Source organism: Marinobacter nanhaiticus D15-8W (assembly GCF_036511935.1).
Lineage (GTDB): Bacteria > Pseudomonadota > Gammaproteobacteria > Pseudomonadales > Oleiphilaceae > Marinobacter_A > Marinobacter_A nanhaiticus.
This window is the reverse complement of sequence record NZ_AP028878.1, coordinates 5,102,132-5,121,297: the sequence shown is the minus strand read 5'-3', so window position 1 is coordinate 5,121,297 and position 19,166 is coordinate 5,102,132. Positions and strand designations below refer to the sequence as shown.

General features: G+C 59.9%; 16 protein-coding genes. 13 read left to right on the top strand and 3 right to left on the bottom strand.

Going from position 1 to position 19,166, the window contains the following annotated elements; translation table 11 throughout:
- Positions 1–36: 36 nt before the first annotated feature.
- The 3 genes from RE428_RS23055 (at position 37) to RE428_RS23045 (ending at position 1,627) form a co-directional block, all read left to right on the top strand.
- Positions 37–753 (top strand): lysophospholipid acyltransferase family protein, encoded by a 717-nt coding sequence (locus RE428_RS23055; protein WP_040882360.1) that lies wholly within the window; start codon positions 37–39, stop codon positions 751–753.
- Positions 754–909: 156 nt separating this feature from the next.
- Positions 910–1,155: a GlsB/YeaQ/YmgE family stress response membrane protein gene (locus RE428_RS23050; protein WP_004579806.1), complete on the top strand. Its 246-nt coding sequence runs from the start codon at positions 910–912 to the stop codon at positions 1,153–1,155.
- A 70-nt stretch (positions 1,156–1,225) separates the two neighbouring features.
- Positions 1,226–1,627: an MAPEG family protein gene (locus tag RE428_RS23045; protein WP_004579807.1), complete on the top strand. Its 402-nt coding sequence runs from the start codon at positions 1,226–1,228 to the stop codon at positions 1,625–1,627.
- On the opposite strand, the gene RE428_RS23040 is transcribed toward RE428_RS23045, so the two are convergent.
- Positions 1,619–2,035 (bottom strand): copper resistance protein NlpE, encoded by a 417-nt coding sequence (locus RE428_RS23040; RefSeq protein ID WP_004579808.1) that lies wholly within the window; start codon positions 2,033–2,035, stop codon positions 1,619–1,621. The genes RE428_RS23045 and RE428_RS23040 overlap by 9 nt on opposite strands.
- Positions 2,036–2,181: 146 nt before the next feature.
- Positions 2,182–2,922 carry an OmpA family protein gene (locus tag RE428_RS23035; RefSeq protein ID WP_004579809.1) on the bottom strand — a complete coding sequence of 247 codons (741 nt, stop codon included), beginning with the start codon at positions 2,920–2,922 and terminating at the stop codon, positions 2,182–2,184.
- 237 nt (positions 2,923–3,159) lie between these two features.
- Between RE428_RS23035 and RE428_RS23030 the strand changes: the two genes are divergently transcribed.
- Positions 3,160–4,617 (top strand): rhomboid family intramembrane serine protease, encoded by a 1,458-nt coding sequence (locus RE428_RS23030; RefSeq protein WP_004579810.1) that lies wholly within the window; start codon positions 3,160–3,162, stop codon positions 4,615–4,617.
- A 318-nt stretch (positions 4,618–4,935) separates the two neighbouring features.
- Here the strand turns inward: RE428_RS23030 and RE428_RS23025 are convergent, their stop codons facing one another.
- Positions 4,936–6,378 (bottom strand): DUF4013 domain-containing protein, encoded by a 1,443-nt coding sequence (locus RE428_RS23025; protein WP_040883010.1) that lies wholly within the window; start codon positions 6,376–6,378, stop codon positions 4,936–4,938.
- 212 nt (positions 6,379–6,590) lie between these two features.
- On the opposite strand from RE428_RS23025, the gene RE428_RS23020 reads away from it, so the two are divergent.
- The 9 genes from RE428_RS23020 (at position 6,591) to betB (ending at position 19,115) form a co-directional block, all read left to right on the top strand.
- On the top strand, positions 6,591–8,438 hold the full coding sequence (locus RE428_RS23020) for an ABC transporter ATP-binding protein (protein ID WP_040882361.1): 1,848 nt from the start codon (positions 6,591–6,593) through the stop codon (positions 8,436–8,438).
- Between the two features lie 441 nt (positions 8,439–8,879).
- Positions 8,880–11,654: an aconitate hydratase AcnA gene (acnA, locus tag RE428_RS23015; protein WP_004579813.1), complete on the top strand. Its 2,775-nt coding sequence runs from the start codon at positions 8,880–8,882 to the stop codon at positions 11,652–11,654.
- A gap of 179 nt (positions 11,655–11,833) precedes the next feature.
- Positions 11,834–13,993 (top strand): GGDEF domain-containing response regulator, encoded by a 2,160-nt coding sequence (locus RE428_RS23010; RefSeq protein WP_004579814.1) that lies wholly within the window; start codon positions 11,834–11,836, stop codon positions 13,991–13,993.
- A 315-nt stretch (positions 13,994–14,308) separates the two neighbouring features.
- A complete protein-coding gene (locus RE428_RS23005) occupies positions 14,309–14,869 on the top strand; it encodes a hypothetical protein (RefSeq protein WP_154660733.1) in 561 nt (186 codons plus the stop codon).
- A 17-nt stretch (positions 14,870–14,886) separates the two neighbouring features.
- Positions 14,887–15,201: a DUF2288 domain-containing protein gene (locus RE428_RS23000; RefSeq protein WP_004579816.1), complete on the top strand. Its 315-nt coding sequence runs from the start codon at positions 14,887–14,889 to the stop codon at positions 15,199–15,201.
- Positions 15,202–15,286: 85 nt separating this feature from the next.
- Positions 15,287–15,658 carry a PA4575 family protein gene (locus RE428_RS22995; protein ID WP_004579817.1) on the top strand — a complete coding sequence of 124 codons (372 nt, stop codon included), beginning with the start codon at positions 15,287–15,289 and terminating at the stop codon, positions 15,656–15,658.
- Between the two features lie 114 nt (positions 15,659–15,772).
- Complete coding sequence (locus RE428_RS22990) at positions 15,773–16,681, top strand: LysO family transporter (RefSeq protein WP_004579818.1); 909 nt, start codon at positions 15,773–15,775, stop codon at positions 16,679–16,681.
- 374 nt (positions 16,682–17,055) lie between these two features.
- Positions 17,056–17,655, top strand: coding sequence for a transcriptional regulator BetI (betI, locus tag RE428_RS22985; RefSeq protein WP_004579819.1), 600 nt, complete (start codon positions 17,056–17,058; stop codon positions 17,653–17,655).
- Positions 17,652–19,115, top strand: coding sequence for a betaine-aldehyde dehydrogenase (betB, locus tag RE428_RS22980; RefSeq protein WP_004579820.1), 1,464 nt, complete (start codon positions 17,652–17,654; stop codon positions 19,113–19,115). The genes betI and betB overlap by 4 nt, the downstream gene beginning before the upstream one ends.
- The last annotated feature ends 51 nt before the right edge of the window (positions 19,116–19,166 follow it).

Genomic DNA, 19,166 nt, shown 5'->3' with positions numbered 1-19,166 from the left:
ACGCGTGTACGCTGAAGGTGTATGGGAGTGATTTTGATGCGGTATATTCGAGCGTTACTGGCCTGGGTATCGGTGCCCGTGATTTGTCTTCTGGGCCTGTTGCTGTGCCTGGCACGCCCCTTTAATCCCGAGAACACCCGTATCATCGGCTGGGCGGTTGCCCGGACCGGACGCTTCCTGCTGGGGCTCGAACGTCCATTGGAGGGCTACGAATACATGCCCACCGATCGCCCCACCGTGATCATCGCCAACCATCAGCACAACGATGATCTGTTCCTGATGGCCGACATGCTACCACCTCGTACGGTTGCTATCGGCAAGGCCTCCCTGCGCTGGATTCCCTTCTTCGGCCAGGTGTTCTGGCTGGGTGGCAACGTGCTGATCAATCGCAGCCGTTCAACCCGGGCAGTCGCCGTCATCCAGACCGCCGCCGCAGCCATGACCCGGGAGCGCAAGAGCCTGTGGATCTTCCCCGAAGGCACCCGGAGCCATGGCAAGGACCTGCAGCCCTTCAAGAAGGGAGCCTTCCACGCCGCGGTTGCTGCCGGGGTACCGGTCACCATGGTCTGCGCAGCGCCTTACCAATCCGAGACCGACGGGCCCCTGGGTCGCAGGCGACCGGTGCGCTTACGAGTGCTGCCACCTATCGAAACGGCGAACCTCACCCCTGACGACATTCCCGACCTCATGACGCGCTGCCACAATCAAATGAGGGAAGCTATCGGCGAGTTGAGCGAACCGCCAGCGGACTGACCTGGATCTCCAGTAAGACGCGTCCGAGTGCTTGACTTTACAGTGGAATTCCTTCGGTATTGCTATCGGGATGGCCGGATCCATGACCGGCCATCGGCAATGCATGGTAGCTCGTCTTTGGTAGCTCTTTTTTGGTAGCGCAAAGGAGGTGTAGCGATGAACCTGATTCTGTTCCTGATCATTGGTGGTGTAGCGGGATGGCTGGCCGGCCTGATCATGAAAGGGCGAGGCTTTGGCGTACTGGCCAATATCGGTATTGGTGTCGTCGGTTCTTTGTTGGGTGGTTTTATGTTCAGTCTGCTGGGGCTGTCATCCCACGGGACCATCGGTGCACTGGTAACGGCGACAGTGGGCGCCGTGGTCCTGTTGTGGGTTGTGGGTGTGATAAAGAAAAAGGCCTAGGGGCTGCTTGATTCCATCTGCAGCGCAAACGCCTCGCCGGCTTTACGAGAATCCTGGAGCTGTTTGATTCATGATCATTCCGGTAACTGCAGTCTTTGCTGCCGTCACGTCATTCCTGATGCTGTTCCTGGCCTGGCGGGTCACCACGTTCCGCCGCAAATACAAGACAGCGCTGGGGGATGACGGTCAGCGCGACTTCCAGGTGGCGATCCGTGCCCATGCCAACCTGGTGGAATATGCGCCGATTGCCTTGATCCTCATGGCGATCGGCGAATTGAACGGTGTCGCCGCCATGCACATCTATGGGGTGGGGATGCTGTTCATCATCGGACGTCTGCTACACGCCTGGGGGGTTATCCAGAGCCGTGGTGGTTACGCCCTTAGCCGGATGATCGGGGTGCTTTTCACCTGGCTTTCCATCCTGGTCATGGCGCTGCTGATGCTGGTTAACGTGGCGCGGGTTTCAATCTGAAACCCGCTTGCGCTCCAGGGTGTAATCGATAGTCGAACGAATCGGCTGGCCGTCCTGGTCCAGCATTTTCAGGTTGCCGCCCGGCAACCGCTGGAGTTGTTTCAGGGGCGTCTCGCCCTCTCCCTTCAGGCTGATCCTGCCCAGGTCCATGTTGTCTACGGGCGGTAGCAGAACCCATTCCCCTTCCCGAATTACGGGTTCATTGTCCCGTGCCAGGTAAGTCTGCTCCAGGCGGTAGGTATAAGGATCCTTGTAGAGCGCCAGCCGGGTCTCGATACCCGGGCAGTCGGCGCAGGGTAGTGTGCCCTCCCACACGCCGTAGGGTTCAAGGTCGCGATCACTCAGGGTACTCGCGCAGCCGGCCAACAGCACGGCGCTGAGCAGGGTGAGAAAACTCGCTGGGCGCATAGGGTCCATCTCCTTGGGCTTTTGTTCTTGCTGGAAGCGTATTCGGACCGTACAGAGAATCGCAGTATAGGGCGACAGGTGCAATCCGGCGTGCCTTGCGACACGCCGAATTGCGGGCGGGGTAACAGTAGGGGAAAAGCTGCGGATTACTGGACCTTGGCCATCTGCTCGCTCAGGTATTCCAGCTCCAGGCGGCGGTTGGCGGCGCTGTCCTCTTTGTTGGTCAGCGGCTTGCTGTTGCCCCAGCCGACCACTTCAATTCGCTTGGCATCGACACCTTCAGCCTTCAGCAATTTCGCCGCCGTGTTGGCGCGCAGGCGTGAGAGGAAGGCGTTGTACTCGTCGGTACCGTGACTGTCCGTATGACCATTGATACGTACCGTGACTTCCGGATGCGCCCGCAGGTATTCCGCGTGCTGCTTGAGGATGGCCTGATCTTCGTCGTTTAGACGGTGCTTGTCGAAACCGAAGTGGAACTTCATGCGGTGGGGCTTGCGTGGACTGTCGCCGGGATTGCCGCTCATAGTATCTACCTGCGTGCTGTTAGCTTGTGCCTGGGCCGCGCGGGCCATCAGTTCCGGGTTATCCAGGACTAACACAGTCATATCTTCATCCTCAGGCGCATTGGCGATGCGATCGTCCGTTTGGGGTTCACTATTATCGTCAGTGGCTTTCGCGGCAATTGGCGAATGGTCGACACTGGGCCGGGTTTCCATGGTCTTTTCGGGGGCTGTGGCGGTCAGATCGGTTTTTGCAGCATCCGTGCCACCGCTGGATGCGCAGCCGGTGAGCAGGCCCAGTACGACAGCGCCTGCGATCAGCCGCCATCGTCCCGCATCCGATTGAATGCCTTGACTGTTAAGGGGGTGTGACAGTGGTAACTTCATTGATCCATCTCCTGCGCTTTGCGCCGTTGAAATTTCCCGGGGAGCGCCGCTAACGCTGCGGCGGCGGTTCGCGTCTGGCTCAGGATCTATTTCAACGCGATAATCTGGCACCGCTGTGGTAAAAAGCAGACCGGATCGGATCAAATGTGATGAAATCGGGCAAAGGGCTTTGGCAGGCCCAGCGCTGGTGCGCCCGAGTGCATTTGCCCGGCAGTACCGTGAAATAATGGACGTAGTATGCTGATAATCCCCGTCGAACGCTCCGTAGACTGGCGGCGCCCGCCCTGGGCCACCCTCGGTCTGATGCTCGCCTGTCTGCTTGTCTTCCTGTTCTACCAGGGCGATGACGAGCGATTGACCCGCCTGGCGATCGAAAACTACCTGGAAGCCGACCTCGACCAGCTTGAAGCCCCAGCCTACGAGACCTACCTGCAACGCCAGATCAACCTGGAAGGCGAGACCGATCGTGCCGAATCGCTAAACGCCATGCGCGAAGCGATGGCGCAGGACGACCGTCTGTGGCTGGCGTTGCAACTTATTTCCGATCCCGGCTTCTACGATTATCTGCAGCAGAACCAGGACGTGCTCTGGGCTCCGGAACAGCGCCAGTACTGGCAGCAACACCGGACACCGATCCAGCAGGAGCTGATCAGCCGCATCTCCGCCTTCGCAGCGGGTCTGGTGCCGGCGCACCTGGAAGTCTCGGACCTGGTCTCCTACCAGTTCCTGCACGGCGGCTGGGGCCACCTGATCGGCAACATGGTCATCCTGTTCATGCTGGGCTTTACCGTCGAACGTGCGCTGGGTGGCGGCCGTTTCCTGATCGCCTACCTGCTGTGCGGCATGTTCTCGGGGCTGGTCTGGGCCGGCTTCAATTGGGGCGAGCCATTCCCACTGGTGGGCGCATCCGGCTCCATTTCGGGGCTGATGGGCATGTACGTGGCCATCTTTGGCATGCAGCGCATCCGATTCTTCTATTTCCTCGGCGTCTACTTCGATTACTTCAAGGCACCGGCGCTCGTCATGCTACCCGTCTGGCTTGTCAAGGAGGTCTACGATCACTTCTTCGCCGGCGCCACCGGGGTTGCCTATCTGGCTCACGCCGGTGGTCTGGCGGCTGGTGCCGGTATGGTCTGGTTGCTTGGAAAGAGTTGGCTGCAGGTGCAGGAGAGCTTCTTCGAGCCGGAAGACGACGAGGTAGATGAGCGTTTTCGGTCCGCCTATGCGCAGGCGATGTCACGCATCGGCGAGCTTGATTTCGAACAGGCCCGGCTGCAATTCGAAGCCTTGTGGCAACGTCACCCGGACCGGCCGATGCTGCTGGAGCACCTCTACCAGTTGGCAAAGTTGCGGCCGGACAGCGAAGCCTACCGTAATCGCGCCCGCGAGCTGATGCAGGTGACCATGGCTGGCCACCAGACCGAACGGATGCTGGAAATCTGGCAGGAATACCAAGGCAAGGGGCAGCCTCATCATCCGCTGTCGCCGGAAGATCATAACCGGGTGTTCTTTGCCAGCCTACGCAGTGGCGAGCTCAAGGTGGCGGAAAAGGTGTTCGAACGGCTACGCGCCTGTGGTAACGAGTTACTGACGCTGGAGGCTTGCCGGTTACTGGCGGAAGAATTCGAGAAGCGGGAAATGGGGCCCAAGGCGCGGCATTATCGGCAGTTGATGGATGCGCCGGCTGGGCCGTAGGAGGTTATGCGGGAGCATGTAGCGGATGCTTCAGCTTCCGAGCAGTCCACAGGCCTGCCGATAGACCCGGGGCCCTGGAGGGCCCTCCGAAGCTAAAGAGGGTATTGCAAAACTACTGCGCTCGACCATGCGGCGTTGGAAATCCGCTCGTGCGCGAGTCCGATCAAAATGCTCATTTACTACTAGTAAACTGCGCTTTTTCGCGAATTTCCGCCTTGCCTGGCCTTCGCTCGCTACGTTTTGCAACACCCTCTAAAGCGTCGGCTACATTAGAGACAAAACCTGCAATTGGGTCACGCCCTCAATTTCCGCGTCCTCTCACTCCGGCACCGAAAAACTCGCCGCCGGACCCCGCAACGGCTGCTGGTTCTGCGCCTGCTCGATGTAGGTGTCGATATTCTGGTGCAGCGGATGCTGGGCGCAGCGCTTCTTGATGAAATTCAGGAACGCCATGGCCTTTTCCCACTGTCCAAGTTGGGCCAGCGACTGGGCCACCAACAAATAGGCTGGCGCCAGGTGTTCGCTGTCCGGGAAGCGTTTATGGAAATCCTGTAGCAGCTTCAGCACGACGCGGTGTTCGCCCTGCATATTCAGGGTCCGTGCGCAGCTGACGGCCAAGGCCGGATCGTCCAGGCGAAAACCGGGTTCGAGTTTTTCCAGTAACTGGAGCATCTCCGTCAGTTCCCCGGCATCTCTCCGGTCAGCCAACCATTGCAGCAGGCGCGGATGACTCTTGTAGAGTTCGCTCTGATCGTCCATTGCCCGCAGCAGGCGATAAAGCTGCTCGAGTCGCTGGGGGTTGGTCGGCTCACGCTTCAGCGCACCCTTGATCAGCGTCAGCGCCCGCTCGTAGTTGCCGTCCTTCAGGTTCATGTCGATATCGGCATCGAGGCGACGAGTGCGGTCCGGCGCCGGCGGTGCTTCCTGATCCTGCAGGTCGCTGGCGAAGCCCAGTTCTTCCTGATACTGGAACAGCAGGTAACCCATCATGTGGAAGAAGATCAGCATGAAGGTACTGCCGATAAACCCGGATAGTGGCTGCGCCACCATCGGCGAAAAGTGGTTGAAGGCAAATTCCTGGATGGCGCCGCTGGCGAACATCAGCAACACCAGGTGACCGTAGAGCACGAAGTATGGCCAGCCAATGCGAGAGATTAGTGACATCAGGTTGGCCGGATTGACCGCCGCGCCCACCTGGTGCTCCATCGCCAGGATCATTACGCTGGCCGGCATCACCAGGATCACGAAGGCCAGGGCGGCCATCGCCAGCAGACCTCCACCGACCAAACCGGCGGACCAGACCAGTCCACCCATCAGCACGAACACCAGGAATTGCAGGATCACGATGTGGAACCCGGACCCCGTGAAAGCGGTGGCCAACGGTGGCGGCGACATGTGGCCTTCAGCGGTGTGGTTGATGACCGCGTAGGTGTATTTGAACAGAGCCAATACGAGCAGGAGGCTGACTACCAGGCCGATGAGGTCCGGGTTGAGCAGCAACGGCACAAAAGTGCAGATGCCGACCACCATCAGCGGATCGGTATGGAACGGGTAGCGGAAGAATGCCGGGATCCGGTTCCAGAAAGGCACGACCTCCGTTGCGGCGCCCAGGTAACGCATCGTCTGACCGCAATGGGGGCAAGCGCCCTGCCGCCTGCGTGTATCCGCATCGGGCATACAGGTGGTGCAGTAGTGCAATTGGCAATGGGTGCAGTGCCACTTGGCGGCAGTGCCGGGATGGTAATGACAGTGGTGTTTCACGACGAACCGCAGAATCAGTCTATGAGAGCGGTAATGATGGCAGATGGGGCGATTGGCGGCCAGCGCACAACGCACAGATCATGCGGCGAAGGCTCACCGCCAAGCACTGTAGAGTGCGACTGCGTTAGAATAAAGGGCTGACCCGCATAACCCTGCCTGCCGTATCCACGGTAGGCTAGAGTCGTTTTGAGATACCGGTGTTTGTCATCCGGATGCCGAACCGCCCTGGAGGACTTTTGACCCAGCAGCCCGAACTCCATTCCATCAGGACATCCGACAAACCCGCAGAGCAATACACCTGGCGGCAGATCCTCGCGTTTGCGTTGGAGCACAAGCCCCGGCTGGTGCGCGCCAATATCATCGCCATCCTGGCGACCTTGGTGAGCGTGCCCTTGCCGTTGTTGCTGCCGGTGCTGGTGGATGAGGTGCTGCTGGATGAGCCGGGCCCTGTGGTGCCGGTAATGAATTCGGTCCTTCCCGAAGCCTGGCAGGTGCCCGTGGCGTATATCGGGGTCATGGTCGTGGTCGCCTTCCTGATGCGTTTCATGGCGCTGGGCTTCAACGTCGCCCAATCACGTGAGTTTTCGGTGATTTCCAAAGATGTGGTCTTCCGTATCCGCGAGCGTCTGCTTGGGCGGCTGCAACGGATTGCCATGTCCGAATACGAAACTTTGGGTGCCGGCGCGGTGACCAGCCACTTCATCACCGATCTGGACACCATCGATCAGTTCTTGGGGACCACCATCAGCCGCTTCCTGGTGGCCAGCCTCACAGTGATTGGTACTGCCGGTGTCCTGCTGTGGGTGCACTGGCAACTGGGCTTGCTGATTCTGCTGCTGAACCCAGTGGTGATTTTCTGCACGATCCTGATCGGTAAGCGGGTGAAGGATCTCAAGCGCAAGGAAAACAAGGCGTACGAGGACTTCCAGGGCGACCTGACCGAGACGCTCGATGCCATTCACCAGCTCCGCGCCGCCAACCGGGAGAGCCACTACCTCAAGCATCTGGTCAACCGCGCCCGCGGGGTGCGTGATCATGCGGTGCAGTTCGAGTGGCGCAGCGACGCGGCCAATCGCGCCAGCTTCTCCCTGTTCCAGTTCGGTGTGGACAGTTTCCGGGCGGCGGCAATGGTGGCGGTGCTGCTCAGCGACCTGAGCATCGGCATGATGTTCGCCGTTTTCGGCTATTTGTGGTTCATGCTCACGCCGGTACAGGAAATGCTGAACATGCAGTACGCCTTCTATGCGGCGAATGCCGCCCTCGGGCGCATCAACCGGCTATTGCAGCTGAAAGAGGAGCCGCGCTATCCGGCACTGGAAAATCCCTTTCAGGATCGCCACACCGTCAGCCTCACCCTCAAGGATGTGCACTTTCGCTACGGCGAGGAAGATGTCCTGCGCGGCATCAACTTCCATGTGGATCCGGGCGAGAAGGTCGCGATCGTGGGCGCCAGTGGTGGCGGCAAGTCGACGCTGGTGCAGGTGATCCTCGGGATGTATACGCCCACCAGCGGCGAGATCCTGATCGACGATGTTCCGGTGCAGCGCATCGGCCTGGAGAGCCTACGCGAACATGTTGCCACCGTGCTGCAGCACCCGGCCCTGTTCAACGATACGGTACGCCAGAACCTGACCCTTGGCCGCGACCATAGCGAGGAGCGTCTTTGGGACGCGCTGAAGATTGCCCAGCTCGACCATACGGTCCGTGCGATGGAAAAAGGCCTCGACACCTTGATAGGCCGCCAGGGAGTACGTCTTTCCGGCGGTCAGCGCCAACGACTCGCCATCGCCCGCATGGTGCTGTCGGATCCCTCCGTGGTGATCCTCGACGAAGCCACCTCCGCACTGGATGCGGAAACCGAATACCAGCTGCACCAGGCGCTGGAATCCTTCCTCGAGCAGCGCACCACGCTGATCATCGCCCACCGGCTCAGCGCCGTGAAACAGGCCGACCGGGCCTATGTCTTCGAGGACGGCCAGATCATCGAAGAAGGGCACCACGACGAACTGATTGCCCGTCAGGGACTTTATGCCCAACTCTATGGGGATCGTCAGCATTAACATGGTTGGGGTGAGCCGGCCGTTCAGGCTGCTAGACTGGGGATAATGCGCCTAACCGGGGTAGTGCTCCTATCCGGTCCGGCATGATGTGGGTCAACCGGATGCACCACGGTGCCATTCACCAGCGCATGGGCTGAACTACCCGGCATGCGCCTTTGGGCTAGCGATGGTGAATACTGTTTGCCGACAGCATTCACGCAGGTTATTCAGAACATTCATGGCACCGTGGTTGAAGTCACTCCAATTGGTGCAATAGTAAGTATGGAATTCTACTTGCGGGTGGTCCGAAGCAATCTGAACTCATGATGAGAGAGTAAGGACTGGAACCTTTTGCCGTGTTTGGCGAACAAAACAGGATGATGCTGAATACTGCAGTTAGATCCAAAGGCTCCTGATTACGCCCTTTTAAATTTCGATACCGATAAGGAAAGGAGGCGTCACATGTCAAAAGAAGGTATCAGTAACGACAGTCTGAATACCCTGGCCAGCCTCGATGTGGCCGGCAACACCTTCCATTATTACAGCCTGCCGGAAGCGGGCAAGACGCTGGGCGATGTGTCCCGGCTGCCCTTCTCCCTGAAAGTGCTGCTCGAAAATCTGCTGCGCAACGAGGACGGAGAGACCGTCACCGAGGATCATCTCAAGGCCATGTACAAGTGGCTGGATGAGCGCAACTCGGATACCGAGATCCAGTACCGCCCGGCGCGGGTACTGATGCAGGACTTCACCGGGGTCCCGGCCGTGGTCGACCTGGCGGCCATGCGTGACGCCATGAACGCGGCGGGCAAGGACCCGGCGCGCATCAATCCCCTTTCCGCGGTAGACCTGGTAATCGACCACTCGGTCATGGTCGATCACTTCGCCGATGCCTCGGCGTTCAAGGACAACGTGGCCATCGAGATGGAGCGTAACGCCGAACGCTACGAATTCCTGCGTTGGGGCCAGCAGGCGTTCGACAACTTCCGTGTAGTGCCGCCGGGCACCGGTATCTGCCACCAGGTCAACCTGGAATACCTAGGCCAGACGGTCTGGACCAAGGAGCAGGACGGCAAGCACTACGCCTTCCCCGATACGCTCGTGGGCACCGATTCCCATACCACCATGATCAATGGTCTCGGCATCCTGGGTTGGGGTGTTGGTGGTATCGAGGCGGAAGCCGCGATGCTGGGTCAGCCGGTCTCCATGCTCATTCCCGAAGTGGTGGGCTTCAAGATTACCGGCAAGCTACGTGAAGGCATCACGGCGACCGACCTGGTGCTGACCGTGACCCAGATGCTGCGCGAGCGCGGCGTGGTGGGCAAGTTCGTGGAATTCTACGGCGATGGTTTGAAGGATATGCCGGTCGCCGATCGGGCCACCATTGCCAACATGGCCCCGGAATACGGTGCGACCTGCGGCTTCTTCCCGGTGGACGAACAGACCCTGAAGTACATGCAACTGACGGGGCGTGACGACAAGCAGATCGAATTGGTCGAAGCCTACGCCAAGGCACAGGGGCTGTGGCGTGAGCCCGGTCACGAGCCGGTCTACACGGATACACTGGAGCTGGATATGGGCGACGTCGAGGCTAGCCTGGCCGGCCCGAAACGTCCCCAGGACCGAGTGGCCCTCAAGAACATGAAGTCCTCGTTCGAACTGCTGATGCAGACTTCGGACAAGGACCCCGCGTCGGATACCGAGCGTGGCAAGATGCAATCCGAGGGCGGACAGATGCCGGTCGACCCGGGCGATGTGGAAGACAGCTTCGAGCACGCCTTGAGCCAGCACACCGAGTTCAATGGGGAGAAATTCCGTCTCGATCCGGGCGCCGTCGTGATCGCAGCCATCACGTCCTGCACCAATACGTCCAACCCCAGCGTGATGATGGCGGCCGGTCTTCTGGCCCGGAAAGCGCTGGAGAAGGGCCTGATGACCAAACCCTGGGTGAAGACCTCCCTGGCGCCGGGTTCGAAGGTGGTGACCGAGTACTTCGAAGCGGGCGGCTTCCAGGAAGATCTGGACAAGCTGGGTTTCAACCTGGTGGGTTACGGTTGCACCACCTGCATCGGTAACTCAGGTCCGTTGCCCGAGCCGATCGAAAAAGCCGTCGAAAACGGCGACCTGACAGTGGCGTCGGTCCTGTCCGGCAACCGAAACTTCGAAGGACGGGTGCATCCGCTGGTCAAGACCAACTGGCTGGCCTCGCCGCCGCTGGTTGTGGCCTATGCCCTGGCCGGGAACGTCCGCGTCGACCTGACCAAGGACCCCTTGGGCAAGGACAAGGACGGCAATCCGGTCTACCTGCAGGATATCTGGCCGAGCCAGGCGGAAATCGCCGAGGCGGTCGAGAAGGTCAAGACCGATATGTTCCGCAAGGAATACGCCGCCGTCTTCGACGGCGACGCCACTTGGCAATCGATCAAGGTGCCCGAGAGCAAGGTCTACGAGTGGTCCGACAAGTCCACCTACATCCAGCATCCGCCGTTCTTCGAGGGCATGGATACCGAGCCGGAGCCGGTGGAAGACGTCAAGGACGCCCGCGTCCTGGCACTTCTGGGCGATTCGGTGACCACGGACCATATCTCGCCGGCCGGTTCCATCAAGGCCGACAGCCCTGCCGGACGTTACCTGCAGGAGCATGGCGTGGAGCCGAAAGACTTCAACTCCTACGGCTCGCGCCGGGGTAACCACGAAGTCATGATGCGGGGCACCTTCGCCAACGTGCGGATCAAGAACGAAATGCTCGACGGTGTGGAAGGGGGGTATACCCGCCATGTGCCCTCGGGCGAAGAGATGGCAATCTACGACGCTGCAATGAAGTACCAGGAAGACGACACACCGCTGGTGGTCATTGCGGGCAAAGAGTATGGTACCGGCTCCAGTCGTGACTGGGCTGCCAAGGGTACGCGGCTGTTGGGCGTGAAGGCGGTGGTCGCAGAATCCTTCGAGCGGATCCACCGTTCAAACCTGATCGGTATGGGCGTGATGCCCCTGCAGTTCCCGGAAGGGGTGGACCGCAAGTCGCTGAAGCTGACGGGTGAGGAAACCATCAGCCTGTCCGGTATGGCCGGCGAACCCAAGCCCGGCCAGAAAGTCACCATGACAGTGGCCTACCCGGACGGCAAGGAAGAGACGGTCGAGCTGATCTCTCGCATCGATACGGTCAATGAAGCCAAGTACTTCATTAATGGCGGTATCCTGCATTATGTGCTGCGGGAGATGATCAAGGCGGCCTGATCGCCACGGTGAACCTGAAAGCCCCATACTGCCTGTACTGGCGGGATGGGGCTTTTTTTGTTGCTGTACTGTAATTGATCAGCCGTCCCGATGCGGATGGCGTTTGTGTACCATGAAACCGTCTATCTTCCCCATGATTTTCGCTCCCAGGCTTGTCGTTCCCAGAGAGGTGAATTGAAGTGAACGCTCCCGATGTCCATCTTCAGATCCAGGCATTGAGAGACAGCTTTGCCGAACGTGTACGGCTCGAGCTGATGGAACTGGATGACCTGTTGGCAACGCCGATGGTAGGTGTGGCAGGTTTGCAGCGTGCCCGGTCGGTACTACAGACGCTTCACAATATCGCCGGTGACTCGCGAACGTTGGGACTTTACCGCTTGCGGCAGGAGGCCCGGGTGCTGGAACAGGCGTTGCAGCCGGTCGTGGATGCCGGAAAGATCGGCGACGAAACATTCCGGGCGCAGCTCGGAAGCACCTTTGCCGAGCATGTTCGGGCGCTGGGTGGCCTGCTCGAAACCGATTTGCTCTCCCGCGTACCCAATTCCGTGCTTGAGGCCTATCACACGCCCAAAACGGTCTATCGCAGACCTCAGTCTGTTGAGCCGGAGCGCCTTGATCAACCGGAGCAACCTGAGCAAGAACCCGAAACGCCGCCCAGAGAGCGAGCTGAACCGGAAACGCTCGAAACAGACTTTAGCGAAGCAGGAACGGTCGATTCGGAGATGCTTGAGTCGGAAGCACCGGAAGCACCGGAAGCATCAGAACCCACCAGGCCTGAACCTGGAAATCCGGAGCCAGCAGAGACCGAGCCCGAAATCCTGAAGTATGACGTGTCGGACTATGATCTGGCGGCTGACCAGTTGGAAGCGGATCTTTCAGCGAATGACCTGGCGGACCATGACCAGGTAAGCCATGACTTCGCAAACCCGGACTTGCCAGATGTTGACCTGGCGGATTACGAATTACTGGCGCCCGGCATATGGGATACGGAAATGCAGGAGCTTCAGGAGCCTCAAGTATCGCCGAGCGATGAAGAATCCCGTGCGCCGGTCAGCGAGGAAAAACGGTCCCAGCCGACCATTCCGCTGGTTGAACCTTCCTGGGTGGTCTTGCTGGAGCCCGATGTTGAAACCGCGGAGCACCTGATGGCGGGTCTTCAGCGAAACGGCTATGAAGTGCTCTGGGTAACCGATATGAGTGGTCTGGAAGCGTTCGCCAACCAGGCGGGCACCGAGACGCCAGTTTCCGTCGTCGCAGATATTGTTTTTTCGCAGGCGCTGGCGGATGCACCGTTCATGCGGACGAACGCCTTCCTGCCAGTGATCTACCTGTCTGACGTGGATACCTTCCAACTGCGCTACAAATTGGCCAAGAGCCGTGCCGGCGGTTTTTTTGTACGCCCGATCGAGGTCCCGCAACTGGTTGAGCGTATCGAACGGCAGATGGCCGAAGTCGACGAGGTCCAGCACGGGCGCGTGTTGGTGATCGCAGACGAGCCGGAAGGGGCGGAGCACTGCCGGGCCGTGCTTGGGGCATCGGGTTTCCATGTCTCGGCGATCAACGACCCGGAGGAATGTTTCGCTGCGCTGGCGCAATTTCGGCCGGACCTCGTGGTCATGGATACCGATGCCGGACCCTACGCCGGCGAGATCCTGACGCGCACCCTCCGTCAGCAGCGGGAGTGGCAGGATCTACCCATTATTCAACTGGTTTCCAGCCAGACCCGCGACAATCGCCTGACGGCGCCATTGGACGGCCTCGACGAATTAGTGGCCAAGCCGGTGTCCGACCGCCAACTGGTCAATAGCGTGCGGGCGCAGTGCGCGCGAACCCGCCGCATGAATCGACTCCTTTCGCGGGACAGCCTGACCGGTGTGATGAACCATCAGTCGATCAAACAGGCGCTGAACGACGAATTGGCGCGAGTCCGCCGCAAAAGCCACAACGCCGTGGCGGCTCTTGTCGACCTCGATGACCTACAGGAGGTCAATGCCACCTATGGTCATCCCCAGGGCGATAGGGTCATACGTACGCTCGCCAACACGTTATCCCGACGACTGCGTCGTACGGATCGGGTAGGGCGCTATAACGGTCAGGAGTTTGTCGTGGTCCTGCCCGACTGCGATGAACTGGACGCCTGGAGTGTGCTAGACGATGTCCGCCGGCACTTCTCCAACCTGGTGTTCCGGTGCGATGGTGGCAGCTTCCGAGTCACGCTCAGTGTCGGTTTGGTGCAGCTGGGCGACTTCCCGTCGGCCGATGCCGTGCTGCTATCGGCGGACCGTGCGCTTCACAGCCGCAAGGCCGCAGGCAAGGACGGTGTTGCTGTCTTCAACTAGGGAGCCTCTGAATAACTCCAAATGGCCTGTGCGTGCTCTGAAGGCTGCATCCACAGCGTTATGGCTCTTGGCAAGGCCCGGTGGGCGCCTCCGGCCAGACGCCGGTTGGCTTGGCGAAACCGCCAGCATGTCTGAAGCAATCTAACGGTTCCTGTAGCCTCGTCTTGTCCACCCTTGCGATTCATGCCACGCTGATGACGCCGGAGACAGCACGGCTGTGCAGGATCCAGCAAATACGGAGTGGCCGGTTCTCGTCGGCGACTCCACACGACCGGGCTGGACGTTCCGGGTTAGTTGAATGATAAGGAGAGCAAGATGAAACGATTAATGGGTCGTTGGCTGGCCGGTCTGGGCCTCGCCATGATGGCGGTGCTGGCACAGGCTGATGCGCCTCTGACCGATGAGCGGCTGGAAAACCTGCTGGGTGCCATGGACGAACTGCAGCCGGTAATGGAACAGGTTGGCCAGCGACTGGCGACACTGCCGCCCGAGGAACAGCCGCCGCGTCTGGATCCCCGCGCAGAGGATTTTGATCCCGAAGCGATGGCCGAGGGCATGTCGGAAGCGCTGGATGAGGTCGATGCCTATGCCGACGTGCAGCGTGTGGCAGAGAATAACGGCTTCGATAGCGTGGAAGAGCTCCTCGAAGTGCAGGCCCGCGTCATGATGGGGTTTATGGCCGCCACCCAGGAAGCCATGATGAAAAATCCCAACGTTCCCGAGCAGGCCCGGGAGAAGATGAACCAGCAATTCGGTAACATTGCCGAAAAGGTGTCTGAAAACGACCGCGAAGTGCTGCAACGCAACCAGCAGAAGATCATGGAATTCATGCAGGCGCAGCAGCAGAAACAGATGCAGGCACCCGGTTCCAATTAATCGAGAATGGAGAGCCCATGTCCGCAGCCGTACCTCCGGATGACACGCGCGCCAAGTTGAACCTGGAAACCGCCTTGGTTCCCTGGTGCGACCTGCAGACCTTTTTCGCCCGTGGACAGGTGGTCTTCGTGAGCGACAAACTGGACCTGCTGGAGGTCGGCGAGGCCCTGGCTGCGGACGATAAGGCTCGCTTCGAGCAATGGATGGCCGATGGTCAGGTAGGCGAGGTTCCGCCCGAGCGGGCGCAGGCCTGGTATGACGCCGAAGCCGATCTCTGGGCCGTCGTCATTGCGCCCTGGGTGTTGGTGCAGGATCGAAATACCCGTAACTAGAGAGTTGGTTTCCCTAACTTGGGCAGGTGCAACCCTTGGCTTGAAGGTGTAACGTCCGAAGATGTAGTCGCCAGGTGCAACATTGATGAAGCTGCATTATTTCAGTGGTCGAAGTCCCCTCCGCGCGCTCGTGATGAAGCGCGACGAGCGGCGCATTGAGCTTCATGTGAAACCGGTCGGCGAGGAGGCCTGGGCCCTGGTTGCCCTCAGTGGACCGGACAACGGCCAGCCGGAACGCCATAAATGCCAGGGGCCGTACAAAAGTGCCTCCCAGGCCGAAGCCGCCTTGCGCGGTGTCGCAGGCTCCCTGCTGGCGCAGAGTTACGAACCGGCGCCCAAGGTGCACGCAGTTTGGACCGTCAGCGCCCAGCGCCATGCCCGCACCATTCGCCGCGGTCGCGACGCCAATGCCGGGGTCTACGTCTTTGACCCTGACCAGCACGAGCCGCTCTGGTAAACTACCGCTCCTCTTTTACACGGTAATAGTCTCAGCGACTGTCGCGGTCCACCGGCGCAGTCGACATATCATACTGTCACCCGTTCCACCGCTCACTGTTCCCCTAGGACCGTCATGCTTGCCAGCGCCCTCTTGATCCTTGTGCCGCTTTTCGTCGGCTTTGCCATCCACCTGCAAAACCGTCGAATGCTCACCTGGATCAACCACGGTGTGGAGGGAATGGTCTATCTCATCCTGGGTTTGCTGGGCATCAGCCTGGGGCAACTGGATGGCCTCGCTGAGCAGCTCAGCCGAATGACGGGGCAGGTGCTGCTCCTGGTGGGCGCGCTCCTGGTGGCCAATCTGTTTGGACTCTGGTTGTGGCATCGCTGGCAACCCATGAGGCTGGACGCCGACGATCAGCCGGAAGGCAGTCTCGGCTATCGCCGTCTGTTCCTGGGAGCCGTGCGACCCCTCGGCGCGGTGATTGCCGGCACGCTGCTGGGTTACGCGCTGCTGCCGGAGCTAATCTGGATTGAGGATCTGGCTAGCGCTGCGTTGATGCTGCTGCTGTTCCTGATCGGTCTGCAGCTGCGCAATGCCGGTCTTTCCCTACGCCGGCTCCTCATGAACCGACAGGGACTCGGCATTGCGCTGACCCTGGCCGGCACGTCGTTGTTGGCTGGCCTGGTGATTGCCCCGTTTTACGATCTGCCGCTGATGGACGTACTGGCGCTGGCCTCTGGCTTTGGTTGGTATTCCCTATCCGGCATCGTCGTGGGCGATGCGCTGGGCCCGGCCTGGGGCGGTGTGGCTTTCCTCAACGACGTGTTGCGCGAGATCATCGCCCTGGTAATCATCCCGCTGGTGATTGGCCAACGTCCGGCGGTGGCCATCGGCTACGGCGGCGCAACGGCCATGGATTTCACTCTACCGATCATCCGGCGCAGCGGCGGCCTGGCCTGTGTACCGGTGGCTATCGCGTCCGGCTTTGTCCTTTCGTTTATCTCGCCTGTTCTGATGGGGCTCTTCCTCGCGGGTTGAGCACGGTTTTCTCCGCATTATGTAGGTCGGGTTAGCAACGCGTAACCCAACAAATTTGCGGGTATCCCCGGATCCTTAGAGCTACTTTGACCTCAATGTCGGGTTACGCGTTGCTAGCCCGACCTACATCCATATCCCGCCTCTTTCTTCATATTTTCATTTGACCACTAATAGAAAGTTTTCGGTGCCTATATTGAGGTAATGCACTGTTCTGGAAGCGATTGCGCGAATTTGGCTGGTGCTGGCCGGAAGTCGAGGGCGCGTTCGATGTCTTGAGCCGGTTTGATATTTAGCCCTCAAATGATTAATCTGATCATATTGAATGATCGTTCAATATATTGAATATGTATTCAAAGCCTGTTCCCGAGGGTCGTATGGCAAGGGTGGATGTGGAATCGATCCGGCGTCAGCAATTGATTGACGCCACGCTGAAGGTCATCGAAGACAATGGTTTCCAGGGGGCGACCATTGGCAAGATTGCCCAGGCCTCCGGTATGTCCGTGGGGATCGTGAGTCATTATTTCGGCGGTAAGCAGGGTTTGCTGGAAGCGGCGATGCGCCACCTGTTGGCGACCCTGGGCGGCGACGTGCTCCGCAGTATGGAAGCGCGCCGAGATACCCCGCGTGATCGGTTGATGGCCATTGTCGATGCCAACTTCTCCAGCGTGCAGACCGACCCCCAATCAGCCAAGACCTGGCTGGCGTTCTGGACCCAGGCCATGCATAGCCCTGAGCTGATGCGCCTGCAGCGAGTCAATGAGCGGCGCCTGCTGTCCAACCTGCAGTACTACCTCAAGGCCCTGATACCCGCGGACCGGGTAAAGGGGATTGCTCAAACCATTGCCGCACTGATCGACGGTTTCTGGTTGCGCGCCGCCATGAGCGAAGGGCGCATCGAACCGGATGAGGCCATCGCGTTGTGTAAGACCTATATCGATCAGGCGATCCAGGCCAATAATGGAGTTCAACGATGACTCTTCCCGTATATCAATCCTTTATCGACGGTCGCTACCTGTCAAACCAGGACGGTGAAACTTTTGATGTCGTCAATCCGGCCACCGGCGCTGTGATCTACCAGGTGGAGCAGGCGGACGACTCGGTCATGGCCGCAGCGGTGCAAAGCGCCGAACGCGGTTTCCGTGAATGGGCCGCGCTGACCGGACTGGAGCGCAGCCGCATCCTCAATAAAGCGGCGCTGCTGCTGCGCGAACGCAATGACGAGCTGGCGGAAATCGAAGTGCTGGACACCGGTAAGCCCTGGCAGGAAGCCAGCGTCGTCGATGTCGTGACTGGCGCCGACGCGGTGGAGTATTTCGCCGGCCAGGCCTCCAGCATCGAGGGCATCAGCCAGCCCGTAGGGCCGGACTTCTTCTACACCCGCCGCGAGCCGCTGGGTGTCTGTGCCGGTATCGGCGCCTGGAACTACCCGCTGCAGATCGCCTGCTGGAAATCCGCGCCCGCCCTGGCCTGTGGCAACAGCATGATCTACAAGCCGTCGGAGGAAACGCCGTTGGGCGCGCTCAAGCTGGCGGAAATCTTTATCGAGGCCGGCGTTCCGGCGGGCGTCTTCAACGTCGTGCAGGGCGACTACCGTGTGGGCCAGATGCTGACGGGGCATCCGCGCATTGCCAAGGTGTCCTTCACCGGCGAGGCCCAGACGGGTCGTACGGTCATGGGTGACGCGTCGAAGACCCTCAAGTCCGTCACCATGGAGCTGGGCGGCAAGTCGCCGATGGTGATCTTCGATGACGCGGACATCGACCAGGCGGTATCCGGCGCCATGATGGGCAACTTCTACACCCAGGGCGAAGTCTGCACCAACGGCACCCGGGTGTTCGTCCAGCGCGGTGTGTACGACCAGTTCCTCGAGAAATTGGTCAACCGTACCGAGAACAACATTGTTGCCGGCGATCCCATGAATCCCGACACCAACCTTGGCGCACTGATCAGCGCCGACCACCGCGACAAAGTGATGCAGTACGTCGAAACCGGCGAACAGGAAGGTGCGCGCCTGGTGACGGGTGGCGTGGGTCTGCGTCCGGCGGGCGTCGAGAACGGCTACTTCGTCGCGCCCACGGTGTTCGCCGACTGTCGTGATGACATGACAATCGTGCGCGAGGAAATCTTCGGCCCGGTGATGGCGGTACTGCCGTTCGACGATGAGGACGAAGTGATCAAACGTGCCAACGATACCGAATACGGCCTCGCTGCCGGCGTCTTTACCCGTGACCTGTTGAAGGCCCACCGGGTCATCCATCGGCTCGAGGCTGGGATTTGCTGGATCAACAGCTGGGGCGCGTCGCCGGCGGAGATGCCGGTGGGTGGCTACAAGCTGTCCGGCTTGGGCCGGGAAAACGGCCGGGAGGCGATCGAGCATTACACCCAGACCAAGTCGGTCTATGTCGGGATGGTGCCCATCGAAGCGCCGTTCTGATTGATCAACAGGCACTGTTCTAACGGATTTCGCGTTCAGCACGCTGTTGAA